Source organism: Corynebacterium coyleae (assembly GCF_030408635.1).
In the GTDB taxonomy this organism is placed as follows: domain Bacteria; phylum Actinomycetota; class Actinomycetes; order Mycobacteriales; family Mycobacteriaceae; genus Corynebacterium; species Corynebacterium coyleae.
The window spans coordinates 2,177,997-2,203,150 of the sequence record NZ_CP047198.1 but is presented as its reverse complement, the minus strand read 5'-3'; the positions used below and the strand labels follow the sequence as shown (position 1 = coordinate 2,203,150).

General features: G+C 58.1%; 9 protein-coding genes. 6 read left to right on the top strand and 3 right to left on the bottom strand.

Annotated elements, in window-relative coordinates; genetic code table 11:
* Window positions 1-159: 159 nt before the first annotated feature.
* Window positions 160-963: a hypothetical protein gene (locus CCOY_RS10630; RefSeq protein ID WP_208856568.1), complete on the bottom strand. Its 804-nt coding sequence runs from the start codon at window positions 961-963 to the stop codon at window positions 160-162.
* Between the two features lie 52 nt (window positions 964-1,015).
* Between CCOY_RS10630 and CCOY_RS10625 the strand changes: the two genes are divergently transcribed.
* A complete protein-coding gene (locus CCOY_RS10625) occupies window positions 1,016-2,305 on the top strand; it encodes an adenylosuccinate synthase (RefSeq protein WP_070451081.1) in 1,290 nt (429 codons plus the stop codon).
* 245 nt (window positions 2,306-2,550) lie between these two features.
* Window positions 2,551-3,636: a hypothetical protein gene (locus tag CCOY_RS10620; RefSeq protein WP_141739371.1), complete on the top strand. Its 1,086-nt coding sequence runs from the start codon at window positions 2,551-2,553 to the stop codon at window positions 3,634-3,636.
* On the opposite strand, the gene CCOY_RS10615 is transcribed toward CCOY_RS10620, so the two are convergent.
* Together CCOY_RS10615 and CCOY_RS10610 are read right to left on the bottom strand one after the other, a co-directional pair.
* Window positions 3,607-4,119, bottom strand: a complete 513-nt coding sequence (locus CCOY_RS10615) for a GNAT family N-acetyltransferase (protein ID WP_070422117.1) — start codon at window positions 4,117-4,119, stop codon at window positions 3,607-3,609. The genes CCOY_RS10620 and CCOY_RS10615 overlap by 30 nt on opposite strands.
* Complete coding sequence (locus CCOY_RS10610; protein ID WP_070422119.1) at window positions 4,112-4,396, bottom strand: type II toxin-antitoxin system TacA family antitoxin; 285 nt, start codon at window positions 4,394-4,396, stop codon at window positions 4,112-4,114. Before CCOY_RS10610 ends, CCOY_RS10615 begins: the two co-directional genes overlap by 8 nt.
* Before the next feature lie 411 nt (window positions 4,397-4,807).
* Here CCOY_RS10610 and CCOY_RS10605 point away from each other — a divergent pair, with 411 nt between their 5' ends.
* From CCOY_RS10605 to CCOY_RS10590, 4 genes are all read left to right on the top strand, one after another.
* A complete protein-coding gene (locus CCOY_RS10605) occupies window positions 4,808-9,664 on the top strand; it encodes a YPDG domain-containing protein (RefSeq protein ID WP_167594471.1) in 4,857 nt (1,618 codons plus the stop codon).
* A 355-nt stretch (window positions 9,665-10,019) separates the two neighbouring features.
* Window positions 10,020-14,600, top strand: a complete 4,581-nt coding sequence (locus tag CCOY_RS10600; protein ID WP_167594444.1) for a Rib/alpha-like domain-containing protein — start codon at window positions 10,020-10,022, stop codon at window positions 14,598-14,600.
* A 579-nt stretch (window positions 14,601-15,179) separates the two neighbouring features.
* Window positions 15,180-20,183, top strand: a complete 5,004-nt coding sequence (locus tag CCOY_RS10595; protein ID WP_092100730.1) for a YPDG domain-containing protein — start codon at window positions 15,180-15,182, stop codon at window positions 20,181-20,183.
* 557 nt (window positions 20,184-20,740) lie between these two features.
* On the top strand, window positions 20,741-25,117 hold the full coding sequence (locus CCOY_RS10590; protein WP_290180902.1) for a YPDG domain-containing protein: 4,377 nt from the start codon (window positions 20,741-20,743) through the stop codon (window positions 25,115-25,117).
* Window positions 25,118-25,154: the final 37 nt, after the last annotated feature.

Sequence of the window (25,154 nt, the reverse complement as noted above, 5' to 3'; positions counted from 1 at the left end):
ATGGAAACCGCCAACAGCCAGCGGAAACGAAAATCTGAAAGGTGGCAAAACGTTCAGCGAAATGAACGCAATGTGTCAGTTAGGTAACAGCGAGCTACCAATCGCATAGAGAAAACGCGAAATGTGAAGTCCGCCAGAGCGTGAATATAATTCCTGAAACTATGCCGAACGGACCGCTTGGATGTCGCGCAGGTGTCGGTAGAAGGTGACGCGGGAGACGGGTCGGGGGCGCAGGTGGTCGTCGATACGCACTGTGATCTCATTGCCACCGGATTGCAGGGCGCGCCCGGTGAGGGTGCGGGTGCCGTCGAGGCGTGCGACGGGCTGGCGGCGTAGGAAGCGGCGGGTGGGTACGAGTGGGCTGGTGAAGGGGGCGGCGGCGATGCCGGGCGCGTCGACGGTGGGCACGAGGCGTGCGCCGTATTCGACGCCGGGGTGGACCAGCACGTCCGAGTCGACGACGACTTCGCCGTAGTAGGGCGTGGCGCCGTCGTCAGTAAAGAGCTCCGCGGATCCTGCAACGACCTCGCCGAAGTCGGTGCGGATGCAGGGGATGGGCCGCACGGGCCCGCCTGCAGCAAGATCCGCAGACTCCGCGCCCCAGAGCACCGCCGCGGGCGATTGCGGATCCGCGGGCACATATCCGACTTCCGCCCACATGCAATCCGCGCGCATCAGGCGGGTGAGCACCAGCCCGAGGGCACGGTCGCTGCCGGACACCACAACACGCAACGGCTCAGAGGGTTGCTGCGGCGCAAACGTGGGTGCGCCGAGGTGGTCGACGGCGGGGTTTTTCTGGATCTCGTCAAGCGACGGGGTGGGATCTGAGGGGAGCACTTCGCGCGCGATGGCGTCGAGAAACTTGAGGTCGCGCTGGGTGGGGTGCGCGGGGAGTTGGAACGTTTCTGCGCCCGGAATTGAGGGTTCGGGGGACGCGCCGCATGCGCAGTGGATGAGCCGCATGGCGCTCACGGTACAATATGCCCGTTCATACGCCATATTTAAGGAGTGCGTGATGTCCGCCATCATCATCGTGGGCGCCCAGTGGGGCGACGAGGGCAAAGGCAAAGCAACTGACATTCTCGGCGGTCGGGTCGACTACGTGGTTAAGCCCAACGGCGGTAATAACGCTGGGCACACGGTGGTTGTCGGTGGGGAGAAGTACGAGCTGAAGTTGTTGCCCGCCGGCGTCCTGTCCGAAAACGCTACCCCGATTCTGGGCAACGGTGTGGTGGTGAACCTTGAGGCGTTGTTCGAGGAGATTGACGGCCTTGAGGCGCGCGGTGCGAATGCGTCGCGGTTGAAGATCAGCGCGAATGCGCATTTGGTGGCGCCGTATCACCAGCAGTTGGATCGTGTGCAGGAGCGTTTCTTGGGCAAGCGCGCGATTGGCACGACGGGTCGCGGCATCGGCCCGACCTACGCCGACAAGGTCGCTCGCGTGGGCCTGCGCGTGCAGGACGTTTTCGACGAGTCCATCCTGCGCCAGAAGATCGAGTCTGCGCTCGATGTGAAGAACCAGATGCTGGTCAAGATGTATAACCGTCGCGCGATTTCGGTCGAGGAGACGATGGATTACTTCGGCCGTTACGCGGAGCGCCTCGAGCCGATGGTGATTGATGCGGAGCGCATGCTTAACGACGCCCTCTCCGCCGGCAAGCACGTCCTCATGGAGGGTGGTCAGGCCACCATGTTGGACGTGGACCACGGCACCTACCCGTTCGTGACGTCCTCGAACCCGACCGCCGGCGGCGCGTGCGTGGGTGCGGGTATCGGCCCGACTCGCATCACGGGCGTGCTGGGCATTATCAAGGCGTACACCACCCGCGTTGGGGCGGGTCCGTTCCCGACGGAACTGTTTGACAAGTGGGGCGAGTTCCTGCAGGTCACCGGCGGTGAGGTCGGCGTGAACACCGGCCGCGTGCGCCGCACCGGCTGGTACGACAGCGTGATCGCGCGCTACGCCTCCCGCGTCAACGGCTTTACGGACCTGTTCCTGACCAAGCTCGACGTGCTCACCGGCATCGGCGAGATCCCGATTTGTGTGGCCTACGACGTGGACGGCAAGCGTTTCGACGAAATGCCGATGACCCAGACCGACTTCCACCACGCAACGCCGATCTACGAGACGATGCCCGCCTGGGACGAGGACATCACCGGCTGCCGCACCTTTGAGGAGCTGCCGCAGAAGGCCCAGGATTATGTGCTGCGCCTCGAGGAGCTCTCCGGTGCGCCGATCTCCTACATCGGCGTCGGCCCGGGCCGCGATCAGACCATCGTGCGCCACGACATCATGGAGCGGTAGGGAAAGTGGCACAGGGCGGACGTGATCTGGCCGATTATGTTGCCGCTGCCAGCCAAGAATGTAGCGTCACTGACCATCGGTTGTGCAACGGGCTACGGACTTGTGAAACACTAAGTGAGTTACTCGTTTCCTCGGCTGATCACTCAGAGGGCGTAGGGGCAGATTATGTGCACCTCCCGGGTGAGCCAACGAGCTGCTGGACGACTGCGCAGCTCCTTCGGCTTGTCTCGGACAATCTGCGGCGATTGAACGTCCCAGACAGGTTGCGTCGTGATACTCAAATCACGTCCGCACTTGGCAAGTTGGCCGATCGCGGTCTGTCCGCCGATGCGATCATCCGAACTGGATTCGGGCCGATGTTGATCGATTTTGTCCTTGAAGGAGCGTTAGCGTGCCGGCAGCTCGTGCTGGAAAAAGAACGCGGGAGTGATGAACTGCTTCTGGGAGAATGGGCTGATCTTCTTATTGCAAGTCCAGAGCTTCAAGGCGTAGCAGCAGGAGACCGGAGCTTGGCCCGAGCTAGGGCGATGAATGGGTCTTTTGTTCGGGAGGTGCAACGTTGGCTTCAAGAGGCGCCTATTGCGCATCTCGTTGGGTGGCGTTACTCAACAGACCAGTCTCTTGCCGATGATGAGGATCTGTTTTTGCTCAATGGCCGTGACGCAACGGTTTGGGTATGTGAGCGGTTTACAAAAACGTATCTAGACGAGTGGGCTAGTGAGTCCCTGCTGTGGGAGCTGACTTTCATAACGAAGCCCGGTGCGGTTCAGGGATTAGCCCAATTTGACGTTGGTCTTCTGGAGGAACGCAGAGTCTCTTTGTTTGATGTAACCCAAGAGCTCGCTAGGCGCGCGACTTCACAAATTGCGCCCTATCAGCGGGGGCCATTGGCTGAGCTGGAGAAAGCACAGAAATCCGTAATTGCCGCATTAGACAAAGGTGACGTGGACCAGGCGGTCAACCTGGCAAGTGAAAACATAAACCTGTTTCCTAATGAGCCAGAGGTGAAGAGAAACTTCGGGTTCTGCATTATTGGAGAAAACCCGGAGCGCGCCTTGGAGACGTTGAAGCTCTACCAACCGGTAGAGGAGGGGTCGCTGGTCAGCACGCTCAATCATTTCAATCTCGTCGCCGCTTCATACCGCTGCAATAGGGATGCGCCACTAGAGAGTATCCAGTTTCTGATTGATGCTTTGCCCGCCGGTATGCCGACGGGATCGATGTGGTTGTGGGAGCCTGAAACCCTGAGGGATACGCCTACCGTTGTGCCGATTGAGTTGGAAGCGTGGAGGCGCCGCATGCTAAGAGTTCTGGGCTTGTTGGATCAGTGATTCCACCGGCAGGAGGAGATGGAGCGGTTCTCCTGGCATTTCATGAAAGTTAGCGTTATGGAGGTAGAACTGTTTTGCGCTTTCATCGTGTGCGTGGATGAGGATCGCTGCCGCACCGATTATCTCCGCTGCGGCGATCGCGCGTCTAAACATGTCCTGTAATAGGGATTTGCCTAGTTGTCTGCCTTGAGCGCGCGAATCGACAGCGAACCGCCCCAGAAGGATGATCGGAACATCCTTGGGACGGTTGTTGCGGAATCGCTTGGGCAGGGCATCTCGGCTGACTCCGCCCGATGCGAGAGCGTAGTAACCAACTACCTTGTCGTTAAGCGTTGTCACGTAGGTGACAGAATTGTTGGCGCGTTGGTTTTTCCAAGCGTTTTCTTTGAGCCACTTGTCTAGGCTTTCCACCCCGCAGGAGAAACCTGCAACATCATCTTCCTTTTCGATCGTTCGCGGAGGTTGGATGATGTCCCTAGTCAAGGTGGAACTCCTTTCCGAAGACGGAGTCGGATGCGAGAAGGCGCGCTAGTTTCGTGCCGTCGACGGGGGTATCGAGGGCTTTCTCGAATTTGGCGAAGTCTTCGTCGCTCAATTCGAACCAACGGCGATCGGCAAGAATCTTTTCCGCTTCGATCATTGCGCTGCCGAGCACGAAATCGGACACCGGAACATCCTGGGCTTCGGCGGCACTTCGTAGCGTCTCGTCCTGGACCTCTGTTGTCCTGAGGTGAAGTCGCTTAACTTTTGGCTGAGTCATAGGGACCACTGTCCTTACTTTTGTGTGGTGAGGTCTTCAAGCAACGTGTAGAACCTGTGTGCACAATGTACGCCAAGCTGCCTCGCGCCTCAAGTTGAGGGGTGAGAACGTGCGTTGATGGCACTATGTGATCGTCACCAACCCCACCGTCAGCAAGCGACCCTATGCAAAATTTCACAACCTAAGAAAAGGGGGATTGCGGTGTGGGTTTTGCCATGTGGAGCGGTGCGAACGCTTTGAAGAAGCTTGAAGAATTAAAAGCATCATCAAGTGAAAGAGACAAAATATTGCGGACACTTGTCTAACTCCTTACGCTCGGCTATGTCGTCTCTGTGTGACACGTGTCAAATACAGCGCACAAAGAGATGCACGTATCTAACCGAAGGATCATTTTCGAGGGAAGGAATTTCGGTGAAGAAGAACTACATTTCCCGCCGCCGCGGCACTTCCATTGCCGCAGCCGCGCTGTCGTTTGCGTTGGTTGCGCCGTTCGCACAGCCAGTTGCGTTCGCTCGGGAGGAAGCGCCTGCTGCTGAGTCTGAGCAGAATTCGCCTGCTCCGGTGGTTGATGAGAACGGAATCATTGATGCGGACATGATCGCCAGCGGTCGTGTCACCAAGGCCGCGAACCTGACTGATGCACACGGTGTTGGTAAGGGCTTGATCTCGGGCCACGTCTACATGGCCACTCCTGGCGGTAACCCGGGTGCCGCGTATGACAACGGCAACGTGAAGCTGGACGGCATCACCGTCTATGCGCAGTTCCGTGACAAGGATGGTTCGTACTCGCCGATCTTCAAGGCGCAGACGCACACGCTGCCTGACGTAGTCGGCGGTAACGGTGGTCAGGGTACGTTCGCGTTCGGTACTGGCGATAAAGGCATTACCTGGACGGACAAGCTTGGCCGTGAGCACACGTGGTCTGCCCGTACGGACCAGAAGCACCGCATCTGGGTTGAGCCGTTTACCAACGAGCGTGGCAACAACGTTGTCATGTTCCGCCAGGCCAACGGTTTCGTTCCCGGCTCGTTCAACGGGCTGGTTGAAGGGCCGCTGGGATCCTTTGGCGTTGCTGACGCGAACATTCAGCTCATGGCTGCGTTCTACCAGGAAGTCCCGCCAAGCCACAAGGAAAGCTGGATGGCTGCCAAGGGCGACAGGCTGGTCGAGGACCCCGAGGGCCCGATCGGTCTGGCGTCAACCCAGACTGACGTACCGAATACCGTTTCCGGTCGCGTGTGGCTGGAGACCGGCGGTCCGGACAAGGGCATCGTGGCCACCGGCCCGTCGTACAACGGTATCGACGAACCCGCGGACGGCTACACCGTTTACGCATCCACCCTGACCAAGGATGGTGCCGCGGCAAACCAGGTGCTGCACGAGCAGTACAAGAACGACCCGGCGAAGTTGGCCGAGGCGACCAAGCAGATGCTCGAGGACAATCCGGAGTACATCCTCAAGACCGTCTACGGCAAGACCGATAACGAAGGCCGCTACACCCTGCGCTTTGGCAACTACGAGAAGGGCCAGGTCCGCGAGGATATCCTCAACCCGAACCACATGTTCGTGTGGGTGGAGAACAAGGACGGTGTGGTTCAGAACGGCTACACGGGCTTCCACACCCCGATCTTCCAGCGCTTTAACGGCGGTGGAAACTTCAAGGCGGCGGCTTCCCCGGGCGAGAACCAGCTGCCGATTAACTTCAACGGTCTTCCGTACCAGGAACTGAACTCGCTGTACAACGTCAACTACGCGGTCATGCCGTACACCCCGGTGTCGATCACGGCTGATTACAACGCGACGGATAAGCCGGCTGCACCTGGCGTCACGGTGACGCCGGAATTCCACGGCAACCTGTCCACGCTGCCGTCGAAGGTGGAGTGGCGCGACGCTAAGGGCAAGGTCCTCAAGACGTGCGACCTCGACCAGTCCAAGGGTATCAAGGCCCAGGTTGCAGCGTGCACCTTCGACATCCCGGATGATGCGAAGAAGGGCGACTTCTTCAACGTGGTCCTGGTCTCTGGCGGCAATGATGTTTCCGCATGGACCGTGCTGGTCACCCGCGACGCGGACGAGTACACCCCGTCCTATGAGGACAAGCTCGTTGTCCCGGGCGAGGAGACGAAGTCTGCTCCGACCTTTACCAAGGTCGACGAGGATGGCAACGAGACCGAGGAGAAGGTCGACGCTCCGGAGGGCTCCAAGTTCGCAATTCCAGGGGACTTCAAGGCTCCTGAGGGCTACGTGGTCACTATCGACGAGAACACCGGCGAGATCACCGTGACCTTCCCGGACAAGTCCAAGTTGAACAAGGACACCGTTGAGGAATTCGACGTTCCGGTTGTTGTGACCTACCCGGATGGTTCCACCGACGACGCGACTGCGAAGTTCAAGCTGGACACCGATGGCGACGGCACACCTGATACCGAGGATCCAGACGATGACGGTGATGGCATCCCGGATGATAAGGAGATTGACGACGACACCAACCCGAAGGTTCCGAACCAGAACCTGGACTACGAGCCGGAGTACACCGACGTCACCGGTAAGCCTGGTGAGGACGTCAAGGTGGACAAGCCAACCTTCAAGGACAAGGATGGCAACCCGACCACGCCGCCGGAGGGCACGAAGTTCACCCCGGGTGAGAACACCCCGGATGGCGTGACCATCGATGAGAACACCGGTGAGATCACGGTGACCATCCCGGAGGACGCCAAGCCGGGTGACAAGATCACCGTTCCGGTGGTTGTGACCTACCCGGATGGCACGAAGGACAACGTTGACGTCACCGTCACAGTGACCGACAAGGACGCAGACGTCTACGAGCCGTCCTACGAGGACAAGCTTGTTGTCCCGGGCAAGGAGACGAAGTCGTCCCCGACCTTCACTGACAAGGATGGCAAGGAGGCAACTGCTCCTGAGGGCTCGACGTTCAAGATCACTGATGGTTTCACGGCGCCCGAAGGCTACGTCGTCGAGATCGACGAGAACACCGGTGAGATCACGGTGACCTTCCCGGATAAGTCGAAGCTCAACGCGGATACCGTTGAGGAGTTCGATGTTCCGGTCACCGTGACCTACCCGGACAAGTCCACCGACGACGCGACCGCCAACTTCAAGCTGGACACTGACGGTGATGGCACACCTGATACCGAAGATCCGGACGATGATGGTGACGGCATCCCGGATGAGAAGGAGAAGGAAGACAAGACCAACCCGAAGGTTCCGAACCAGAACCTGGACTACGAGCCGGTATACGAGGATGGTTCCGGCAAGCCTGGCGAGGACGTGACCGTTCCTGCTCCTGAGTTCAAGGACAAGGACGGCAACCCGACCACACCGCCGGAGGGCACCACGTTCACTCCGGGTGAGAATGTTCCGGACGGCGTGACCATCGATGAGAACACCGGTGAGATCACCGTGACCATTCCGGAGGATGCGAAGCCGGGTGACAAGATCACGGTTCCGGTTGTTGTGACCTACCCGGATGGCTCCAAGGACACCGTTGACGTCACTGTCACGGTGACCGACAAGGACGTTCCGGCTCCTGTCGATAAGGACGCTGACCTTTACGAGCCGTCCTACGAGGACAAGCTTGTTGTCCCGGGCAAGGAGACGAAGTCGTCGCCGTCCTTCACCGACAAGGATGGCAAGGAGGCAACTGCTCCTGAGGGCTCGACGTTCAAGATCACTGATGGTTTCACGGCTCCCGAGGGCTACGTGGTCACTATCGACGAGAACACCGGTGAGATCACCGTGACGTTCCCGGATAAGTCGAAGCTCAACGCGGACACCGTTGAGGAGTTCGATGTTCCGGTCACGGTGACCTACCCGGACAAGTCCACCGACAGCACGACGGCCAACTTCAAGTTGGACACTGACGGTGACGGTACACCTGATACCGAGGATCCGGACGATGATGGTGACGGCATCCCGGATGAGAAGGAGAAGGAAGACAAGACCAACCCGAAGGTTCCGAACCAGAACCTGGACTACGAGCCGGAGTACAAGGATGGTTCGGGTAAGCCTGGTGAGGACGTGACCGTTCCTGCTCCGGAGTTCAAGGACAAGGATGGCAACCCGACCACGCCGCCGGAGGGCACCACGTTCACTCCGGGTGAGAATGTTCCGGATGGCGTGACCATTGATGAGAACACTGGTGAGATCACGGTGACCATTCCGGAGAATGCGAAGCCGGGTGACAAGATCACGGTTCCGGTTGTTGTGACTTACCCGGATGGCTCCAAGGACAACGTTGATGTCACCGTCACCGTTGACAACCCGGATGCGAAGACTGCGGATGAGATCGAGCCGGAGTACAAGGACGGTTCGGGCAAGCCTGGTGAGGACGTCAAGGTCGAAAAGCCTGAGTTCAAGGACAAGGACGGCAACCCGACCACGCCGCCGGATGGCACCACCTTCACTCCGGGTGAGAACACCCCGGACGGTGTGACCATCGATGAGAACACCGGCGAGATCACCGTGACTATTCCGAAGGACGCCAAGCCGGGCGACAAGATCACCGTTCCGGTCGAGGTCACCTACCCGGATGGTTCCAAGGACAACACCACGGTCACCGTCACCGTTGACAACCCGGATAAGCCGGTAGATGAGGGTGCGGACACCACGCCGCCGAAGATCAACCCGATCAAGCCGGACGATAAGACCATTACCGGTACCGGCGACCGTCCGGGCGAGGACATCATCGTCACCTTCCCGGATGGCAAGGAAGTGCCGACCAAGACCGATGAGAACGGCAAATGGACGGTCAAGGTTCCTGACGGCACCACCTTGAAGCCGGGCGACGATGTCAAGGCTCGGGACGGTGTGGGCAACGAGTCCAAGGAGAAGGTCGGCATCGACACCGGCAAGTGCATCGCCACCTCGGTCGGCTTCGGTCTGCCGCTTATCGCGCTGCTGCCGATTGGTCTGGCTACCCAGTTGGAGATCCCCGGTCTGTCTGACATCGCTGCTCAGGCGAACGCGCAGATCCAGAACTTCAACACCCAGATGCAGCGTCAGCTGGGCGTGTTCAACCCGCAGATGGCGTCCCAGGTGGATGCGATTAACTCGCAACTCGCTCGCTACGGCACCGATATCGGAACCGTGCTCGGCGGCCTGGCCCTGATCGCCGCTGGCATCTTGGCCGGCACGATCATTTACGACAACTGCTCGCCGAACGGTGGCTCGTCCATCAAGAACCTCGAGTTGAGGGGTTCTTCCGGCAACACCTACGCAGGTTCGTCGAAGGAGGGGAAGGAGAAGTAATGCAGTAGACCAGCGCCTTTACTAAAGGCGTCTTCCTCGAAACCGTCGCCCCGCTCATCATTCCGGTGAGCGGGGCGACGTTTTGCGCATTGCTTATCGACGACCCCACCTCCCCGAGCCACCCCCGCCCAAAGGCAGGGAACTCACAGTAAACATTCATGAAGCAGTACGGAACCAGGCAGTTTTTAAATCAATTCCTGAGGGGAAGCTAAATAATCACATGAGTGGGGGTAGGGCCAAAAGGGCAGATTGTAGACAGGTGTCCACCAGGCGTAGCGTTCCCAAAGTCCTTAACGGGTGTCCATTAATTGGATATCGCGTTTACACACATCACTATGTTTCTGGAAGGTTCTTTGTGAAGAAAAACTACGTTGCACGCCGCCGTGGCACCTCGGTTGCCGCAGCCGCGTTGTCGCTCGCGTTGGTTGCGCCGCTCGCGCAGCCGACGGCGTTTGCGCAAGACAACCCGCAGGCTGCCCCAACCCCAACCCCAGCCCCAGCCCCAACCCCTGCCGCGGATCAGGGCAAGAACAAGCAGGTGCCAAACGCCATCTTTACCAAGGGTGGCTGGCGTGATTTCTACGGCTACCACGGCTGGGCGTACATCAATAAGGATGGCCGCCACGATGACTTGTCGTCGAACAATGAGCCGCTCAAGGGCAACGTCATCTACTTGCAGTACGTGACCAAGAACGGTGAAGTTTCGCCGACGTTCTACACCACGACTGACTCCGAGGGTCGCTTCTCCTTCGACCTGTCCGAGAAGGTAACCAACGAGGTTGACGCGCCGCCGTTCTGGCTGGCCGCCGGTGGCGTTCGCGTCCGCGTTTGGGGCGAGAACCCGGATCCGAGCAAGTACTCGGTGGTTGCCGCGGGTGACTTCAACTCGGGCCGTTACACCTCCATCACGGACCGGGTGCAGGAGTCTTGGAACTTCACTGCTGGTCCTGCTGGTTCCCGCATTACCAACGGTCGTTTCGTGCTTGAAGAGAAGCCGAATCACGTTGGTTGGTTGGCCAAGCCGGAAAAGGATTGGACCCGTGCGCTCGACGGCGAGACCGGTGAGCCGACGGCTGATGGTCAGTTCCCGTACTACGGGGATTTTGGCGCGATTAAGAGCATCGCTCACCCGAATGAGTCCATGGTGTGGTGGGAGACTGGTGAGTCTGCCGGTACCTTGCCGGGCTACTACAAGTACCAGCCTGCGCGTGGTGATCGTGCAGCGGGCGGCATCGAGATTGTTGCGTCGTATCTTAACGACGAAGTCGCGCGCCAGATCGACGCCTGGAAGAACGAGAACCCGGGTTACACGGTCGAGCAGGAGCGTGCGAACCAGGAGCGCATCATCAAGGCGTACCAGGACGAGCACGGCGAGGGCTCCCACATTGCAGAGACCGTGGTTGCCCCGACCAGCGCTGACGGCATGATTTACCTGCCGTTCAAGGGCACGCTGGGCTACTCGCGCGACAAGGCCAACCTCGGTGTGAACAATGTGGTCAGCGAAGAAGACTGGGGCAAGGTTGCAGAGGACTACCAGAACCAGTGGGTCAACGTGTTTACCGGCGCTTCGTTGTACGACGTGCGCCACATCAACACCGACTACATGTACATTTACCCGAACATTGAGGGCCGCGACGTGAAGAACTCTGCGTTCGTCGCCAATATGTTCATGAACTACCGCGACCAGGGCGCGATTGCCGCCGGCGCGAACATGAACGGTCTGCAGTTCCCGTTGATGACTGCACAGCCGACCTTCGACATTCCGGAGTACAACTCCTACGACAACAAGGGTCGTCCGGGCTCCAAGGTGACTACGAAGACCGCGGGCTTGCTGCCGAACACGGAGTACGCAATCCGTTGGTACGCAACCGCTCCGGATGGTACCCAGACTGAGATCAAGGACGCGATGTGCAAGATCAAGAGCGACGACAAGGGTGCGCTCGAGTCCTGCAACTTCCAGGCTCCTGAAGATCTGAAGGAGACCACGGTCTACACCGCCGCGCTGGTTTCTGTTGACCCGGCTTCCGGCAAGCCGTCTGATCGTTGGGAGATCGCAGACTCCTTCACCGCTGTTGTTCCTGAGCCGCTGCCGTTGGGCTCGGTTGGCACTGAGTTCTCGGACAACGACGTCACGCCGCTGTTCAAGGATCTGCCGGACAACATGAAGGAGGGCACGGAGCCGATCTACTCGGCCAAGGACCTGCCTGCAGGTCTGAAGATCGACCCGAAGACCGGCAAGATCACCGGCAAGCCGACCACCCTGGGCACCACTGAGGTCATCGTGACTCGCGAGATCGAGGTCATGGTCGAGCAGGATGTGCCGGTGCTTGACGACGACGGCAACCCGGTCTACGAAAACCCAGACGAGCAAGATCCTGACAAGCGTATTGAGAAGACCGAGAAGAAGCCCGTCGCGCAGAAGCGTAAGGAGCAGGTGGTCACCAAGATCACGGTGACGGATACCAAGCTGGCCGACGGCGTCGTCGGCGAGCCGTATAAGCAGGACGTGAAGCCGGAAGGTTTTGACAAGCTGCCGCAGGGCTTCGAGCTGAAGAAGGACTCCATCAAGGTTGAGGGCCTCCCGGAAGGCCTGGAGTTCAAGGACGGCACAATCACCGGTACGCCGAAGAAGACGGTTGACGCTTCTGAAGAGAAGCCGAACGTCTCCGTTACCTACACGTTGGTGGATCAGGACGGCAAAGAGACCGAGCACACCGACCTTGTCCCGCTGAAGGTCACCGACCAAGCCAGCAAGTACGACCCCCAGGGCAAGGACCAGGAGGTTGCGAAGAACGCTGAGCCGAAGGCTGAGGATTCGATCGCGAACAAGGAAGATCTTCCGGAGGGCACCAAGTACGCCTGGAAGGATGCGCCGAAGACTGACACCTCTGGTGACAAGGAGGCTGTCGTTGTTGTGACCTACCCGGATGGCACCACTGATGAGGTGCCGGTGACGGTGAAGGTTGCCAAGGATCAGGCCGAGCAGCACGACCCGCAAGGCAAGGATCAGACGGTTGAGACTGGCAAGAAGCCGGATCCGAAGGACAACGTCAAGGACGCTGACAAGCTTCCTGAGGGCACGACCTTCAAGTACAAGGAAGATCCGGATACCTCTACTGCTGGGGATAAGCCGGTCACGGTCGTTGTCACCTACCCGGATGGTTCCACCGACGAGGTGCAGGCCACCGTGAAGGTGGAGGACCCGAAGCCTGCAGAGGACCCGACCCCGGAACAGCCGCAACCCGAGCAGCCGCAACCCGAGCCGACCCCGAAGCCGGAGCAGCCGCAGCCCGAGCAGCCCCAGACCGAGGACCCGAAGCAGTCCGACGCTGACATCTACGAGCCGCAGGTCCAGGACAAGACCGTCGAGCCCAACGAGGTCCCGGAGGCGAAGGACCACGTCACCAACATCGACGAGCTTCCGGAGGGAACGACCTTCGAGTACGAGCAGGCGCCGGACACCTCCACCGAGGGTGACAAGCCGGTGACCATCGTTGCCACCTACCCGGATGGCACCACCGACAAGGTCAACGCCAACGTCAAGGTGCAGAAGAACGCGACGGACGCCGACAAGAACGATCCGCAAGGCCAGGACCAGAAGGTCAAGACTGGCGGCACTCCGGATCCGATGGGCAACATCAAGGATGCTGACAAGCTGCCGAAGGGCACGAAGTTCGAGTACAAGGAGACCCCGGATACCTCGAAGCCGGGCGTCTACGATGTCACTGTTGTCGTGACTTACCCGGACGGTTCCACCGACGAGGTGCAGACGACCATCACCGTTGGTACTGATGCGGACCGTTTCGTGCCGGAGTACGACGACCTCACGAGCGTGCCGGTTGATGGTGAGAAGAACACCAATGATCCGTTCGGCACCAAGGCACCGGTGAAGAATACGGAGGCAAAGCCGACCGCGGATTCGGACGCCGACAAGTGGGAGTTCACCCCGCAGGACAACGGTGTGATCAACGCGAAGGCTCCTTCGATGAAGGACGTCGCGGAGAAGGTCGAGGCGCACCTGCCGGAGATCAAGAGCACCGATGCGAAGAAGCGTTGGGATAAGTTCTTCGAAACCTTCAAGCCGTTCGCCCGCCCGTCCGTTGCTGTCGGCTTCACCTACGAGGACGACTCGACCAACACCGCGACCGCCAACTTCGACCTGGTCGGCAAGGATGGCAAGTCCTTGCTGGATCCGAATGGTGACTTTGATGGTGATGGCCATACCAACCGCGAGGAGGTGGAGAACGGTGCCAACCCGGCTGACGATCAGTCCAAGCCAGACACCACGGCACCGACTATCGACGACATCATCCCCGGCGCCAAGACCATCACCGGCAAGGGCGACCGTCCTGGCGAGACCATCATCGTGACCTGGCCAAACGGCAAGACCATCACGACCACGACCGGCAAGGACGGCAAGTGGAAGGTCAACGTCCCGGCGGACGTCAACCTAAAGACCGGTGACGAGATCCAGGTTGTCGACGGCGCCGGCAACGAGGCCACCAAGAAGGTCGGCATCGACACCGGCAAGTGCATCGCCACCTCGGTTGGCTTCGGTCTGCCGCTGATCGCGCTGCTGCCGATCGGTCTGGCTACCCAGATCCAGATCCCGGGCCTCACCGAGTTCGCCGCCCAGGCGAACGCACAGATCCAGACCGCGAACACGCGCCTCCAGCAGCAGTTGGGTGTGTTCAACCCGCAGATCGCCGCTCAAGCGGACGCCGTGAACGCGAAGTTGGCCCAGTACGGTACTGACATCGCAACCGTTGTTGGCGGCCTCGCGCTGATCGCCGCGGGCATCCTCGCCGGCACGATCATTTACGACAACTGCTCGCCCAACGGCGGCTCGTCCGTGAAGAACCTCGAACTCAAAGGATCTTCCGGCAACACCTACGCTGGCTCCTCCAAGGAGACCACGGCTCCGGAAAAGAAGTAACTCCGTAGCCAAACGCCTCTATTGAAGGCACCTTCCTCGAAGCTGTCGCCCCGCTCATCACTCCGATGACCGGGGCGACGGCCTTTTGCGCACATTGCCTATCGACGACCCCACGTCCCCCAACCACCCCCTAAAGGAGGGGCGTAGCTATAACTGAAAAAACCTTAGGTTTGGAAAACTGCTGGTAATGGTCTGATTTATGGGTTGGTGCTGTGGCGAACGGATGTCCAATCGTCGGGGGGGGGGGGCTATCAATTGCCCTGTGGCGGCCAATCCTTATCTCTGAACAGGGAAAATGGCCCTGGGTGTGGCCTAGTGTCTTGTAAATCGCCACAGGTGACGCGTGCCATGTGTTGGTGTAAAGCGACAGTGGCAGTGCGGTTTTGTCCGCCTTGGCATTGTGTGTAAAGCCTTAAAACGCATAAACGTAACATCATGAACACCTGTCATATCTATTGCTGACATATGTCACCTTCCTTACGCTTGTCTATGTGGGCTCTGCGTGGCGAGTGTCCGAAATTGCTGCAGACAGCAGGGCTTATCTAACCGAAATTGTCATTTTCGAGGAAGGAATTTTCGGTGAAGAAGAATTACATCGCTCGTCGTCGCGGCACGTCGGTGGCTGCGGCTGCGTTGTCGTTTGCGTTGGTTGCGCCGTTCGCGCAGCCGGTTGCGTTTGCGCAGGAAACTCCGCCTGCTTCTGAGTCTGATCAGAATGCCAATACGCCGACGCCTGCTGATGCACCAGCCGTTGGCGGTGACGAGAAGGCCATTTATTCTCCAGGCAAGGCAGACCAAGAGGGCACGATCTCTGGTTCTGTTAAGGAGATTGTTGAGGCTGCCGTTGGTTTCGGTAACGTGCAGGCCTCTGGTACCCCGCTCAAGGGTGTCAAGATCTACGCACAGTGGTACGAGGGTGAGAACACTCAGCACTCGTCTCCGGTGTACTACACCGAGTCGGATGCGAACGGTAACTTCACGATCAAGATGGCGCCGTACACCGATGCCGTTGGTGCGACCCGTTTCTTTGATGCGGATGCATCTGTTGGTCTGACCACTGGCCCTGATCGGGGTCAGCGTGATCACAAGCGCGAGAAGATCCGCGTGTGGACGGAGCTTCCGGAGAACATGACGGATAAGTATCGTCTGGTGCACCAGCCGGCTGCTGGTATCTTCCCTGCCATTGGTGATGTTGCAACGCCGACGACTCAGGGGGACGGTCCGTGGGGTAATAACAAGGTCACGGGTATGACCATCCAGTACGCGCAGAAGGATAAGCTGCCGCAGCACCTTCCGGAGAACAAGTGGCAAGAAAGTACTGGTTCGGGTGGTAACGGTGGCACCTACGCTGGTCAGGCGTTTTGGAACCTGCATGTGTTGCTGGGGCGTTTGAACCACAACTCCGTGAGTGAAGTTGATAGTGGGGATATTCCTGCCGCTGGGTTGAAGGTGGTTGGCTCCTACCTCACCGATGACGCAGTACGCAAGATTGAGCAGTATGCGGAGGATAACTTTGCGGGCAAGGCGCTGCGTGGCAAAGACTGGACTCCTACTGATGAGCAAGGGCTGCAGAAGTGGATTAATGAGCAGATTGCCAAGAACCCTGAAGAGTGGATCGCAGAGACCCTGACTACCACCACTGGTGCTGATGGTAAGTTCGAGCTGCGCTGGAAGGGTATCTACGGCAACTCCCACGACAGCCGCGGAATTGTTCCACAGGACAAGTTTGGCACCCTGGCTGGTTCGCATGACGAGGGGTCTTGGGCTGACGGTAACCTGAACTCCAAGCACGTGAACATGCACTGGAGCTACGTCAGCATTTATGACAAGGCCGGCAACCCACTGCCGGATAATGTTGGTGTGTTGTACCCGTGGGCGCTTGGCCAGTGGGCTGGCCCAGGCTTCGGTACTGATTTGAATGCTGGTGCTAACGCGCAGCTCTTCGGTGGTGACGGTGCCCTGATCGGTAACACTATCGACAGCTACACCGGTTGGAACATCGCGCTTGCGCCGCAGGCGCTGAAGTTTGATGTGGTGGATAAGAACACCACTGATAACTGGGCAACGATTGGTGACAAGGTACAGACGGATACTTCTGGTCTGCCGTTTGCCCAGAACCTGAACTACTACATTGAGTGGTATGACAAGGACGGCAACTCTGTAAAGCAGTGCCCAACCGCCAAGGTGGATGAAGCTACCAAGATCCCGAGCTGTGAGTTCGATGTTCCGGCGGATGCACAGACGGGTGATACGTTCACTGCTCGTCTGAAGGTCACTGAGGGGCAACCTGCTGCTGGCGATCTTGTTCTGGCTATGGATGCCTTCGCTGTAAGTCGTGACTACCTGGCGTACGACGAGGTTGACGCGACGAAGGAGACAAAGGCTACCTCTGAGCCGATCTTCGACAACCCGGCTACCGAGGGTGAGGAGACGAAGCCTGAGAATGCCACTTTCGAGCTAGGCAAGTTGCCTGCAGATGTGACTGGAGATCAGGTCAAGGTTGATCCGAAGACTGGTGTTGTGACGTTTACTCCGACTGCTGAGCAGGCGGGTAAGACTTTCACGTTCCCGGTTGTGATGCGTGATGAGGATCTGCAGGTGCCGGTCTACGACGAAAACGGTGCGCCGGTACTCGATGATCAGGGCAACCAGAAGACTCAGCCTCGTATTGTTGCTCGTGGTGAGGCCCCGTTTAAGGTTGCTGCGACGCCTGTTGCTGACACGGTCGAGCCGTCCTACGAGGGCAAGCTTGTTGTTCCGGGTAAGGAGACGAAGTCGTCGCCGTCCTTCACCGACAAAGATGGCAAGGACGCAACCGCTCCTGAGGGCTCGAAGTTCAAGATCACCGATGGCTTTACTGCGCCTGAGGGCTACGTCGTCAAGATCGACGAGAACACCGGCGAGATCACGGTGACCTTCCCGGATGAGTCCAAGCTGAACAAGGACACCGCAGAGGAGTTCGATGTTCCTGTCACGGTGACCTACCCGGACAAGTCCACCGACAGCACGAAGGCCAACTTTAAGCTGGATACCGATGGTGATGGCGATCCTGACATCACGGATCCGGATGATGATGGCGACGGCATCAACGATGACGAGGACAGCAACCCGAAGGTTCCGAACGCCAACGATCACTTCGAGCCTGGCTACGAGGACGGTTCGGGTAAGCCTGGTGAGGACGTCAAGGTTCCTGCTCCTAAGTTCACGGACAAGGACGGCAAGGACACCACGGCCCCGGAGGGTACGAAGTTCACCCCGGGTGAGAACACCCCGGACGGTGTGACCGTCGATCCGAACACCGGTGAGATCACCGTTAAGGTTCCGGAGAATGCCAAGCCTGGTGACAAGATCACGGTCCCGGTTGTTGTGACCTACCCGGATGGTTCCAAGGACAACGTTGATGTCACCGTCACTGTTGAGCAGCCGGATGCTCCTGAGCAGCCGGATGTCAAGGACAACGAGAAGTACGATCCTGAGTACAAGGGTGGCAGCGGTAAGCCTGGTACGGACGTCAAGGTTGAGGAGCCTGAGTTCAAGGACAAGGACGGCAATAAGGTCACGCCGCCGGCAGATACCAAGTTCGAGAAGGGTGAGGGTGCTCCTGAAGGTGTGACGGTGAACGAGGATGGTTCGATCACCGTTAAGGTTCCGGAGGATGCCAAGCCGGGTGACAAGATCACGGTCCCGGTTGTTGTGACCTACCCGGATGGTTCCAAGGACAACGTTGATGTCACCGTCACTGTTGAGCAGCCGGATGCTCCTGAGCAGCCGGATGTCAAGGACAACGAGAAGTACGATCCTGAGTACAAGGGTGGCAGCGGTAAGCCTGGTACGGACGTCAAGGTTGAGGAGCCTGAGTTCAAGGACAAGGACGGCAACCCGATTGAGGTGCCGGACGCGAAGTTCACTCCGGGTGAGAATGTTCCGGATGGCGTGACCATCGATGAGAACACCGGTGAGATCACGGTGACCATTCCGGAGAATGCGAAGCCTGGTGACAAGATTACGGTTCCGGTTGTTGTGGCCTACCCGGACAACTCCACTGACACCGTTGATGTCACCGTCACGGTTACGGATCCGGAGGCCAAGGACAACGAGACGTTCGAGCCTGGCTACGAGGACGGTTCGGGTAAGCCTGGTGAGGACGTCAAGGTTCCTGCTCCTAAGTTCACGGACAAGGACGGCAAGGACACCACGGCCCCGGAGGGTACGAAGTTCACCCCGGGTGAGAACACCCCGGACGGTGTGACCGTCGATCCGAACACCGGTGAGATCACCGTTAAGGTTCCGGAGAATGCCAAGCCTGGTGACAAGATCACGGTCCCGGTTGTTGTGACCTACCCGGATGGTTCCAAGGACAACGTTGATGTCACCGTCACCGTCGGTGAGAAGGATCCGGATGCTCCGGCGCCGGCCCCGTCGGTCACGGAGAAGAACACCACGGTTCCGAATAACGGTGGCGAGCACACCGTCGGCAAGGTCGAGAACCCGACTGGTGATGAGTCCGGCAAGCTTGTCGATAAGGACGGCAATGAGATCCCGGGCTCCAAGGTCGAGATCGATGAGGATGGCAACATCAAGGTCACGGTGCCGGAGGGTACTGATCCGCAGGATGCCAGGGTCATCATCACCGACAAGGACGGCAAGGAGATCGGCGATTTTGGCGTCAAGATCGTGAGCCCGGACTACGGTGAGCCGACGAAGGTTGAGGCTGGTAAGACCGAGACTTCGAAGAACCCGTTCGGTAACGCCAAGGTTCCGGCAGGTACCGAGGCTACGGGTACCAAGTCCGAGGGATCCCAGGACTGGACGTTCGACACCGATAAGGATTCGGGCGTCGTCACGGCGAAGGCTCCTTCTTACGAGAAGGTTGGCGAGAAGATCGCTGAGAAGCTGCCGGAGATCCAGAAGCAGAAGAAGGGTAAGCGTTGGGATGAGTTCGTGAAGATCTTCACCCCGTTTGCGAAGCCTTCTGTGGATGTTGAGTTCACCTACCCAGGTGGTTCGAAGGACAATGCAACCGCTGGCTTCGACCTGGTTGGCAAGGACGGTAAGTCCTTGTTGGATCCGACCGGTGACTTCGACGGTGACGGCATCTCGAACAAGGACGAGATCGAGGGTGGCACCAACCCGGCGAAGTCGGACAAGGGCAAGACCCCTGAGATCGACGTTCCGAAGTGTGTCGCAACCTCTGTCGGTTTCGGTCTGCCGCTGATCGCGCTTCTGCCGATCGGTCTGGCTACCCAGATCCAGATCCCGGGCCTGTCTGAGTTCGTCGCTCAGGCGAATGCTCAGATCCAGAACGCCAACACCCAGATCCAGCAGCAGTTGGGTATCTTCAACCCGCAGTTGGCTGCTCAGGTTGAGGCCATCAACGGTCAGCTGGCGCAGTATGGCACTGACCTCGCTACGGTTGCGGCTGGTCTGGCGCTGATCGCGGCTGGCATTCTGGCCGGCACGATCATTTACGACAACTGCTCGCCGAAGGGTGGTTCGTCCGTGAAGGATCTGGAGTTGAAGGGTTCTTCCGGTAACACCTACGCAGGTTCTTCCAAGGAGACCAAGGCTCCGGAGAAGAAGTAGGTTCTAGCTACTAGTTAGCGCGTCGTTGCCCCGTATCCCCGTTGTTGGGATACGGGGCAATTGTCGTTGGGGCATTTTGCTTATCGACGACCCCACCACCCCGAATCACCCCCTAAAGTAGGCACTTCTGCTTTTCTAAGAAAATCTCACCTTCACCCCGTTTTTCACGGATCTTCTCGGTGTTAGAGGATTGGGAGGCCAAGTACCGTGCCTGGGCGGAAATCGTCACCCAAAAACGCAGGGCAGATAGACATTTGCAGCGGTTGGAGGTGAATCTCGAAAGTGCAAGTTTTCAAGATGTATCTATTTTGACATATTAACTATTTCTGCTGACGTGGAGAAACGCGGTCCAGTGAAAAATGAAAAAAGACACTGCCGGGTTGGAAGAACCTGAGAAATCTTCTACGCGGTTGTGGGCAGACGTAATGATCATTGCGGGCTGTTGTCAACTTCTTTACCCTTGCCTATGTCGGCCCTGTATGGCATGTGTCCGAAAAGCGTCACAACAGGCAGGGCTTGTCTAACCGAAATTGTCATTTTCGAGGAAGGAATTTTCGGTGAAGAAGAATTACATTGCTCGTCGTCGTGGCACGTCGGTTGCTGCGGCTGCGTTGTCGTTTGCGTTGGTTGCGCCGTTGGCGCAGCCGGTAGCGTTTGCGCAGGAGGATAAGCCTGCTGCTGATGCAGCACCTGCTGATCCGAATCCTGCTGAACAGCCGGGTGATCAGCCTGTTGAAGAACAGGATAAGGGTGAGGTTGTTGAGGATCTATTCCCGTCGCGTGACGGCCAGCAGGTCATTGAGGCTGATGCTGTAGCGAATGGGTACATCAAAACGACGGTTGATACCACGAATGCCGAGTCTGTGTTGACTGGCCGTGCGCTTGAGGTGACCAATAAGGGCACCTATGCCCCGTTCCAGAACAGCCAGCAGCCGGTGCCGACGGGCACGAAGGTCTACATGCAGTGGATCGATAGCGATGGTGCTGTTTCGCCGGTGTATGTCACTGAGACTACTGATGGTTTTAGCACCGGTGATGATTCTGGCGGTCCTGGTTTTTATGCGTTTGATCTGCGTGAGCCGTGGTTTGATGCCAATGGTACGAAGCATGAGTTCCGTGCGTGGGGTGCGAGCGCTTCACAGTACTACCGTTTGTGGATCGATGAGTATGAGCGCAATGGTGTGACGTATTCGCCGTTCCGTCAGGCTGGTGGGTTGTTCCCAGGTTCGTTCTGGTCGACCGGTGAGACCCGTCAAAATGGTGCGTTTGCTTTGCTGGGCAAGAATATGCACTACACGGCTTTCTTTATGGCGCCGAAGCATGCGGGGTTGACTGAGGCGTTTACGCGTCCGCGTGATGAGTGGAAGCAAGCGGATGTCTACATTGATGGTGAAGATACTCCGACGGTGCTTGAGTCGCGTGGTGGTATATACGATCCGTCTGTGTATGTGGGTGTAACGGATACGATTTCTGGTTCTGTGTGGTATGAGACCGGTGCTGGTGATCGTGGCAATACGCAAACTGGTGTGCACCGCAATGTTGATGGTGCGGATTACCCGGCGAAGGGGTACCAGGTTGTGTTGTCGCAGCTGACGCAGGAAGGCTACCGCGACTACCAGGATGCGGTGGGTAAGGTTCCGGAGGATCAGCGTAACGAGAAGTCCATTGAGTGGATTAAGGCGAATCCGGACGCGATTGATGCGACGTATTACACCACGGTGGATGAGTTTGGTAACTACTCGATGCAGTTGCCGAAGAATGCGTTGACGAACAATGTTGCTACCACCGATAACATTTGGATGACGGTGTTGGATGAGGATGGCAATGAGGTTGTGGCGTATTCGCCGTGGCTGTTGCCGCAGTTTATGAATGCTGATTCGACGGGTCAGATGGCGCCGCGTCATGCTGCGTCGGATCCGACGATGAACGCTGTTCCGCGTAATCACCGTAATTACTCGTTCGGTATTTTGCCGCAGTATGACATTGATCAGTTTGACATTGTCAACTACAATGTGACGGATATGCCGGCGACGAAGGGTACGGATACTGAGCCTGCTCGTCTTGAGGCTAAGGGTCGTTTGACGTTGTTGCCGACGAAGTTGGAGTGGCGTCAGGGCAATCGTGTGCTCAAGGAGTGCCCGGTTGATAACCTGTCGAATTTGGGTGATTGCCAGACGCTTGATTTCAACGATGAGGCATATGGGCTCAAGGATGGCGATATCGTTCGTGCGGTGTTGGTCACCGGTGAGGGCGATGGTCGCAATGAGATTGCTGCCGATTCGTTTGCGGTGCGTAAGAATGATCCGGAGTTGGATGCTAATGAAAACGCTCCGAAGTATGAGGATTCGGTTGCCCCGCAGGGTAGCGAGGTAAAGGTTCCGGCGCCGAAGAATGAGGATGATAAGGATCTTCCTGAGGGTTCGACGTTTGGTCCGAATAAGGATCCGAACTTCCCGGTGCTCAAGGATGGCAAGCCGGTTGTCGATGCCAATGGTGATCCGGCTGGTTTCCCTGGCACCTACCAGATTGATCCGAATACTGGTGAGATCATGGTGAAGCCGAAGGCGGATGCTCCGGTTGGTGACTATGAGATTCCGGTTGTTGTGCACTACCCGGATGGTTCCGCTGAGACCGTCTACGCCAAGGTTAAGGTAGTCCCTGAGTACACCCCGAACTACCCGGGTGAGTACCAGCCGAAGGATGAGAAGAAGCCGAAGGGTTATGTCACCCCGGCTGGTGAAGAGACCACCATCAAGGTTGACTTCGACGACCCGGCCACCGAGAAGAAGGAACAGGCACCGGCTAAGGACGTTGCGAAGTTCTCGATCGACGATGCAGCGAGGAAGGCAGCTGAAGAAGCAGGCTACACCGTTGACGTTGATTCGGCCACGGGTGATGTGAAGGTAACCCCGAAGAAGCCGACCCTGGATAAGGACGGCAACCAGGTGAACGTGCCGGCTGAGTCGTTGACGATTCCGGTGAAGGTAACCTACACGGACGGTGCGCTCGAGGATATCGCTGAGGCTGTTGTCTACCTCGATACCGATAATGATGGTATCCCGGATATCGACGATGAGGACGACGACAACGACGGCATTCCGGACACGGAAGACAAGAACCCGAATGTTCCGGATCAGTCCAAGACGCTTGAGCCGAAGTATGAGGATGCGTCGGGTACTCCTGGCGAGAACGTCAAGGTTGAGGCTCCGACGTTTAATGACAAGGACGGTAAGGACGCCGAGAAGCCTGAGGGTACGACGTTTGCTCCGGGGGAGACTCCGAAGTACACCGATAAGGATGGCAACGAGAAGCCGCTTCCAGAGGATGCTGTAACCGTTGATCCGAACACTGGTGAGATCACCGTCAAGGTTCCAGAGGACGCGAAGCCGGGCGACAAGATCACCGTCCCGGTTGTTGTGACCTACCCGGATGGTTCGAAGGACCCGGTTGATGTTCCGGTTACTGTTAAGCAGCCGAAGGATGAGACTCCGGCTCCGTCGATTGAGACTGGTACCGAGGTTGATGAGGTTCCGGCTAATGGTGAGCCGAAGACTTTGGATGACAAGGTCAAGAACCCGACTGAGGATATGACGGGTGACGTCCTGGATAAGGACGGCAACCCGATCAAGGATGCCAAGGTTGAGATTGATCCGAACACTGGTGAGATCAAGGTGACGGTGCCGAAGGGTACCGAGCCGCAGGATGGCAAGGTTGTCGTCAAGGACAAGGATGGCAACCCGGTTGATAACCCGATCGACATCAAGATCACCGAGCCGAAGAAGGACGCTGCGAAGAACGTCCCGAACTACGGTGATCGTAAGAACGTCGAGGCTGGCAAGACTGAGAAGTCTGATCCGTTTGAGGGTAAGACCGATGTTCCTGTGAAGGAAGCAAAGGGTAAGCCGTCTGTTGGCTCCGGCGATTGGGACTTCATCACCGTCCCGAATACCGGTGTTGTTAAGGCAACGGCTCCTGGCTACGACGAGGTCGAAAAGAAGATCGAGTCTGAGCTGCCGAACATCGATAGCAGCTGGGAGAAGTTCAAGGAGATCTTCACTCCGTACGTTCTTCCGTCGGTAGAGGTTGACTTCACCTACAACGATGGTTCGATGAACTCTGCAACCGCTGGCTTCGATCTGGTTGGTAAGGACGGCAAGTCCCTGCTGCTTCCGGAAGGCGACTTCGACGGTGACGGTAAGACGAACCGTGAAGAGATCGAGGGTGGCACCAACCCGGCTGGCGTCGACGAGGGCGACAAGACCAAGGACGAGACCGCGCCGAAGGTCAACCCGATCAAGCCGGGCGATAAGACCATCACCGGCACCGGCGACCGTCCGGGCGAGGACATTAAGGTCACGCTCCCGAACGGTAAGGTCGTTGAGACCACGACCGATAAGGACGGCAAGTGGAAGATCGAGGTTCCGTCTGACGTCGACCTGAAGCCTGGTCAGAAGGTCATCGTTGAAGACGGCGACAAGAACAGCACTGAGGCAACCGTCGGTATCGACACCGCCAAGTGTGTCGCTACCTCCGTCGGCTTCGGTCTGCCGCTGATCGCGCTCCTGCCGATCGGTCTGGCTACCCAGTTGGAGATCCCGGGTCTGTCCGACTTTGCTGCTCAGGCGAACGCACAGATCCAGAACGCCAACACCCAGATCCAGCAGCAGCTGGGCATCTTCAACCCGCAGCTGGCTACCCAGGTGGACGCAATTAACGCGAAGCTGGGCCAGTACGGCACTGACCTCGCAACGGTTGCAGGTGGTCTGGCTCTGATCGCCGCTGGCATCCTCGCCGGCACGATCATCTACGACAACTGCTCCCCGAACGGTGGTGGCTCTTCCGTGAAGGACCTCGAACTCAAGGGTTCTTCCGGCAAGACCTACGCTGGTTCCTCCAAGGAGGAGAAGCCGACGACTACTCCGGCAAAGCCTTAAGTCTTGAGCCTCTCGTAGGCTGAAGATAAGCGCTAAC

Excerpts from the sequence above, each read along its gene's own strand:
- CCOY_RS10630 (WP_208856568.1), bottom strand. The coding sequence starts at position 963 with ATGCGGCTCATCCACTGCGCATGCGGCGCGTCCCCCGAACCCTCAATT.
- CCOY_RS10625 (WP_070451081.1), top strand. The coding sequence starts at position 1,016 with ATGTCCGCCATCATCATCGTGGGCGCCCAGTGGGGCGACGAGGGCAAA.
- CCOY_RS10610 (WP_070422119.1), bottom strand. The coding sequence starts at position 4,396 with ATGACTCAGCCAAAAGTTAAGCGACTTCACCTCAGGACAACAGAGGTC.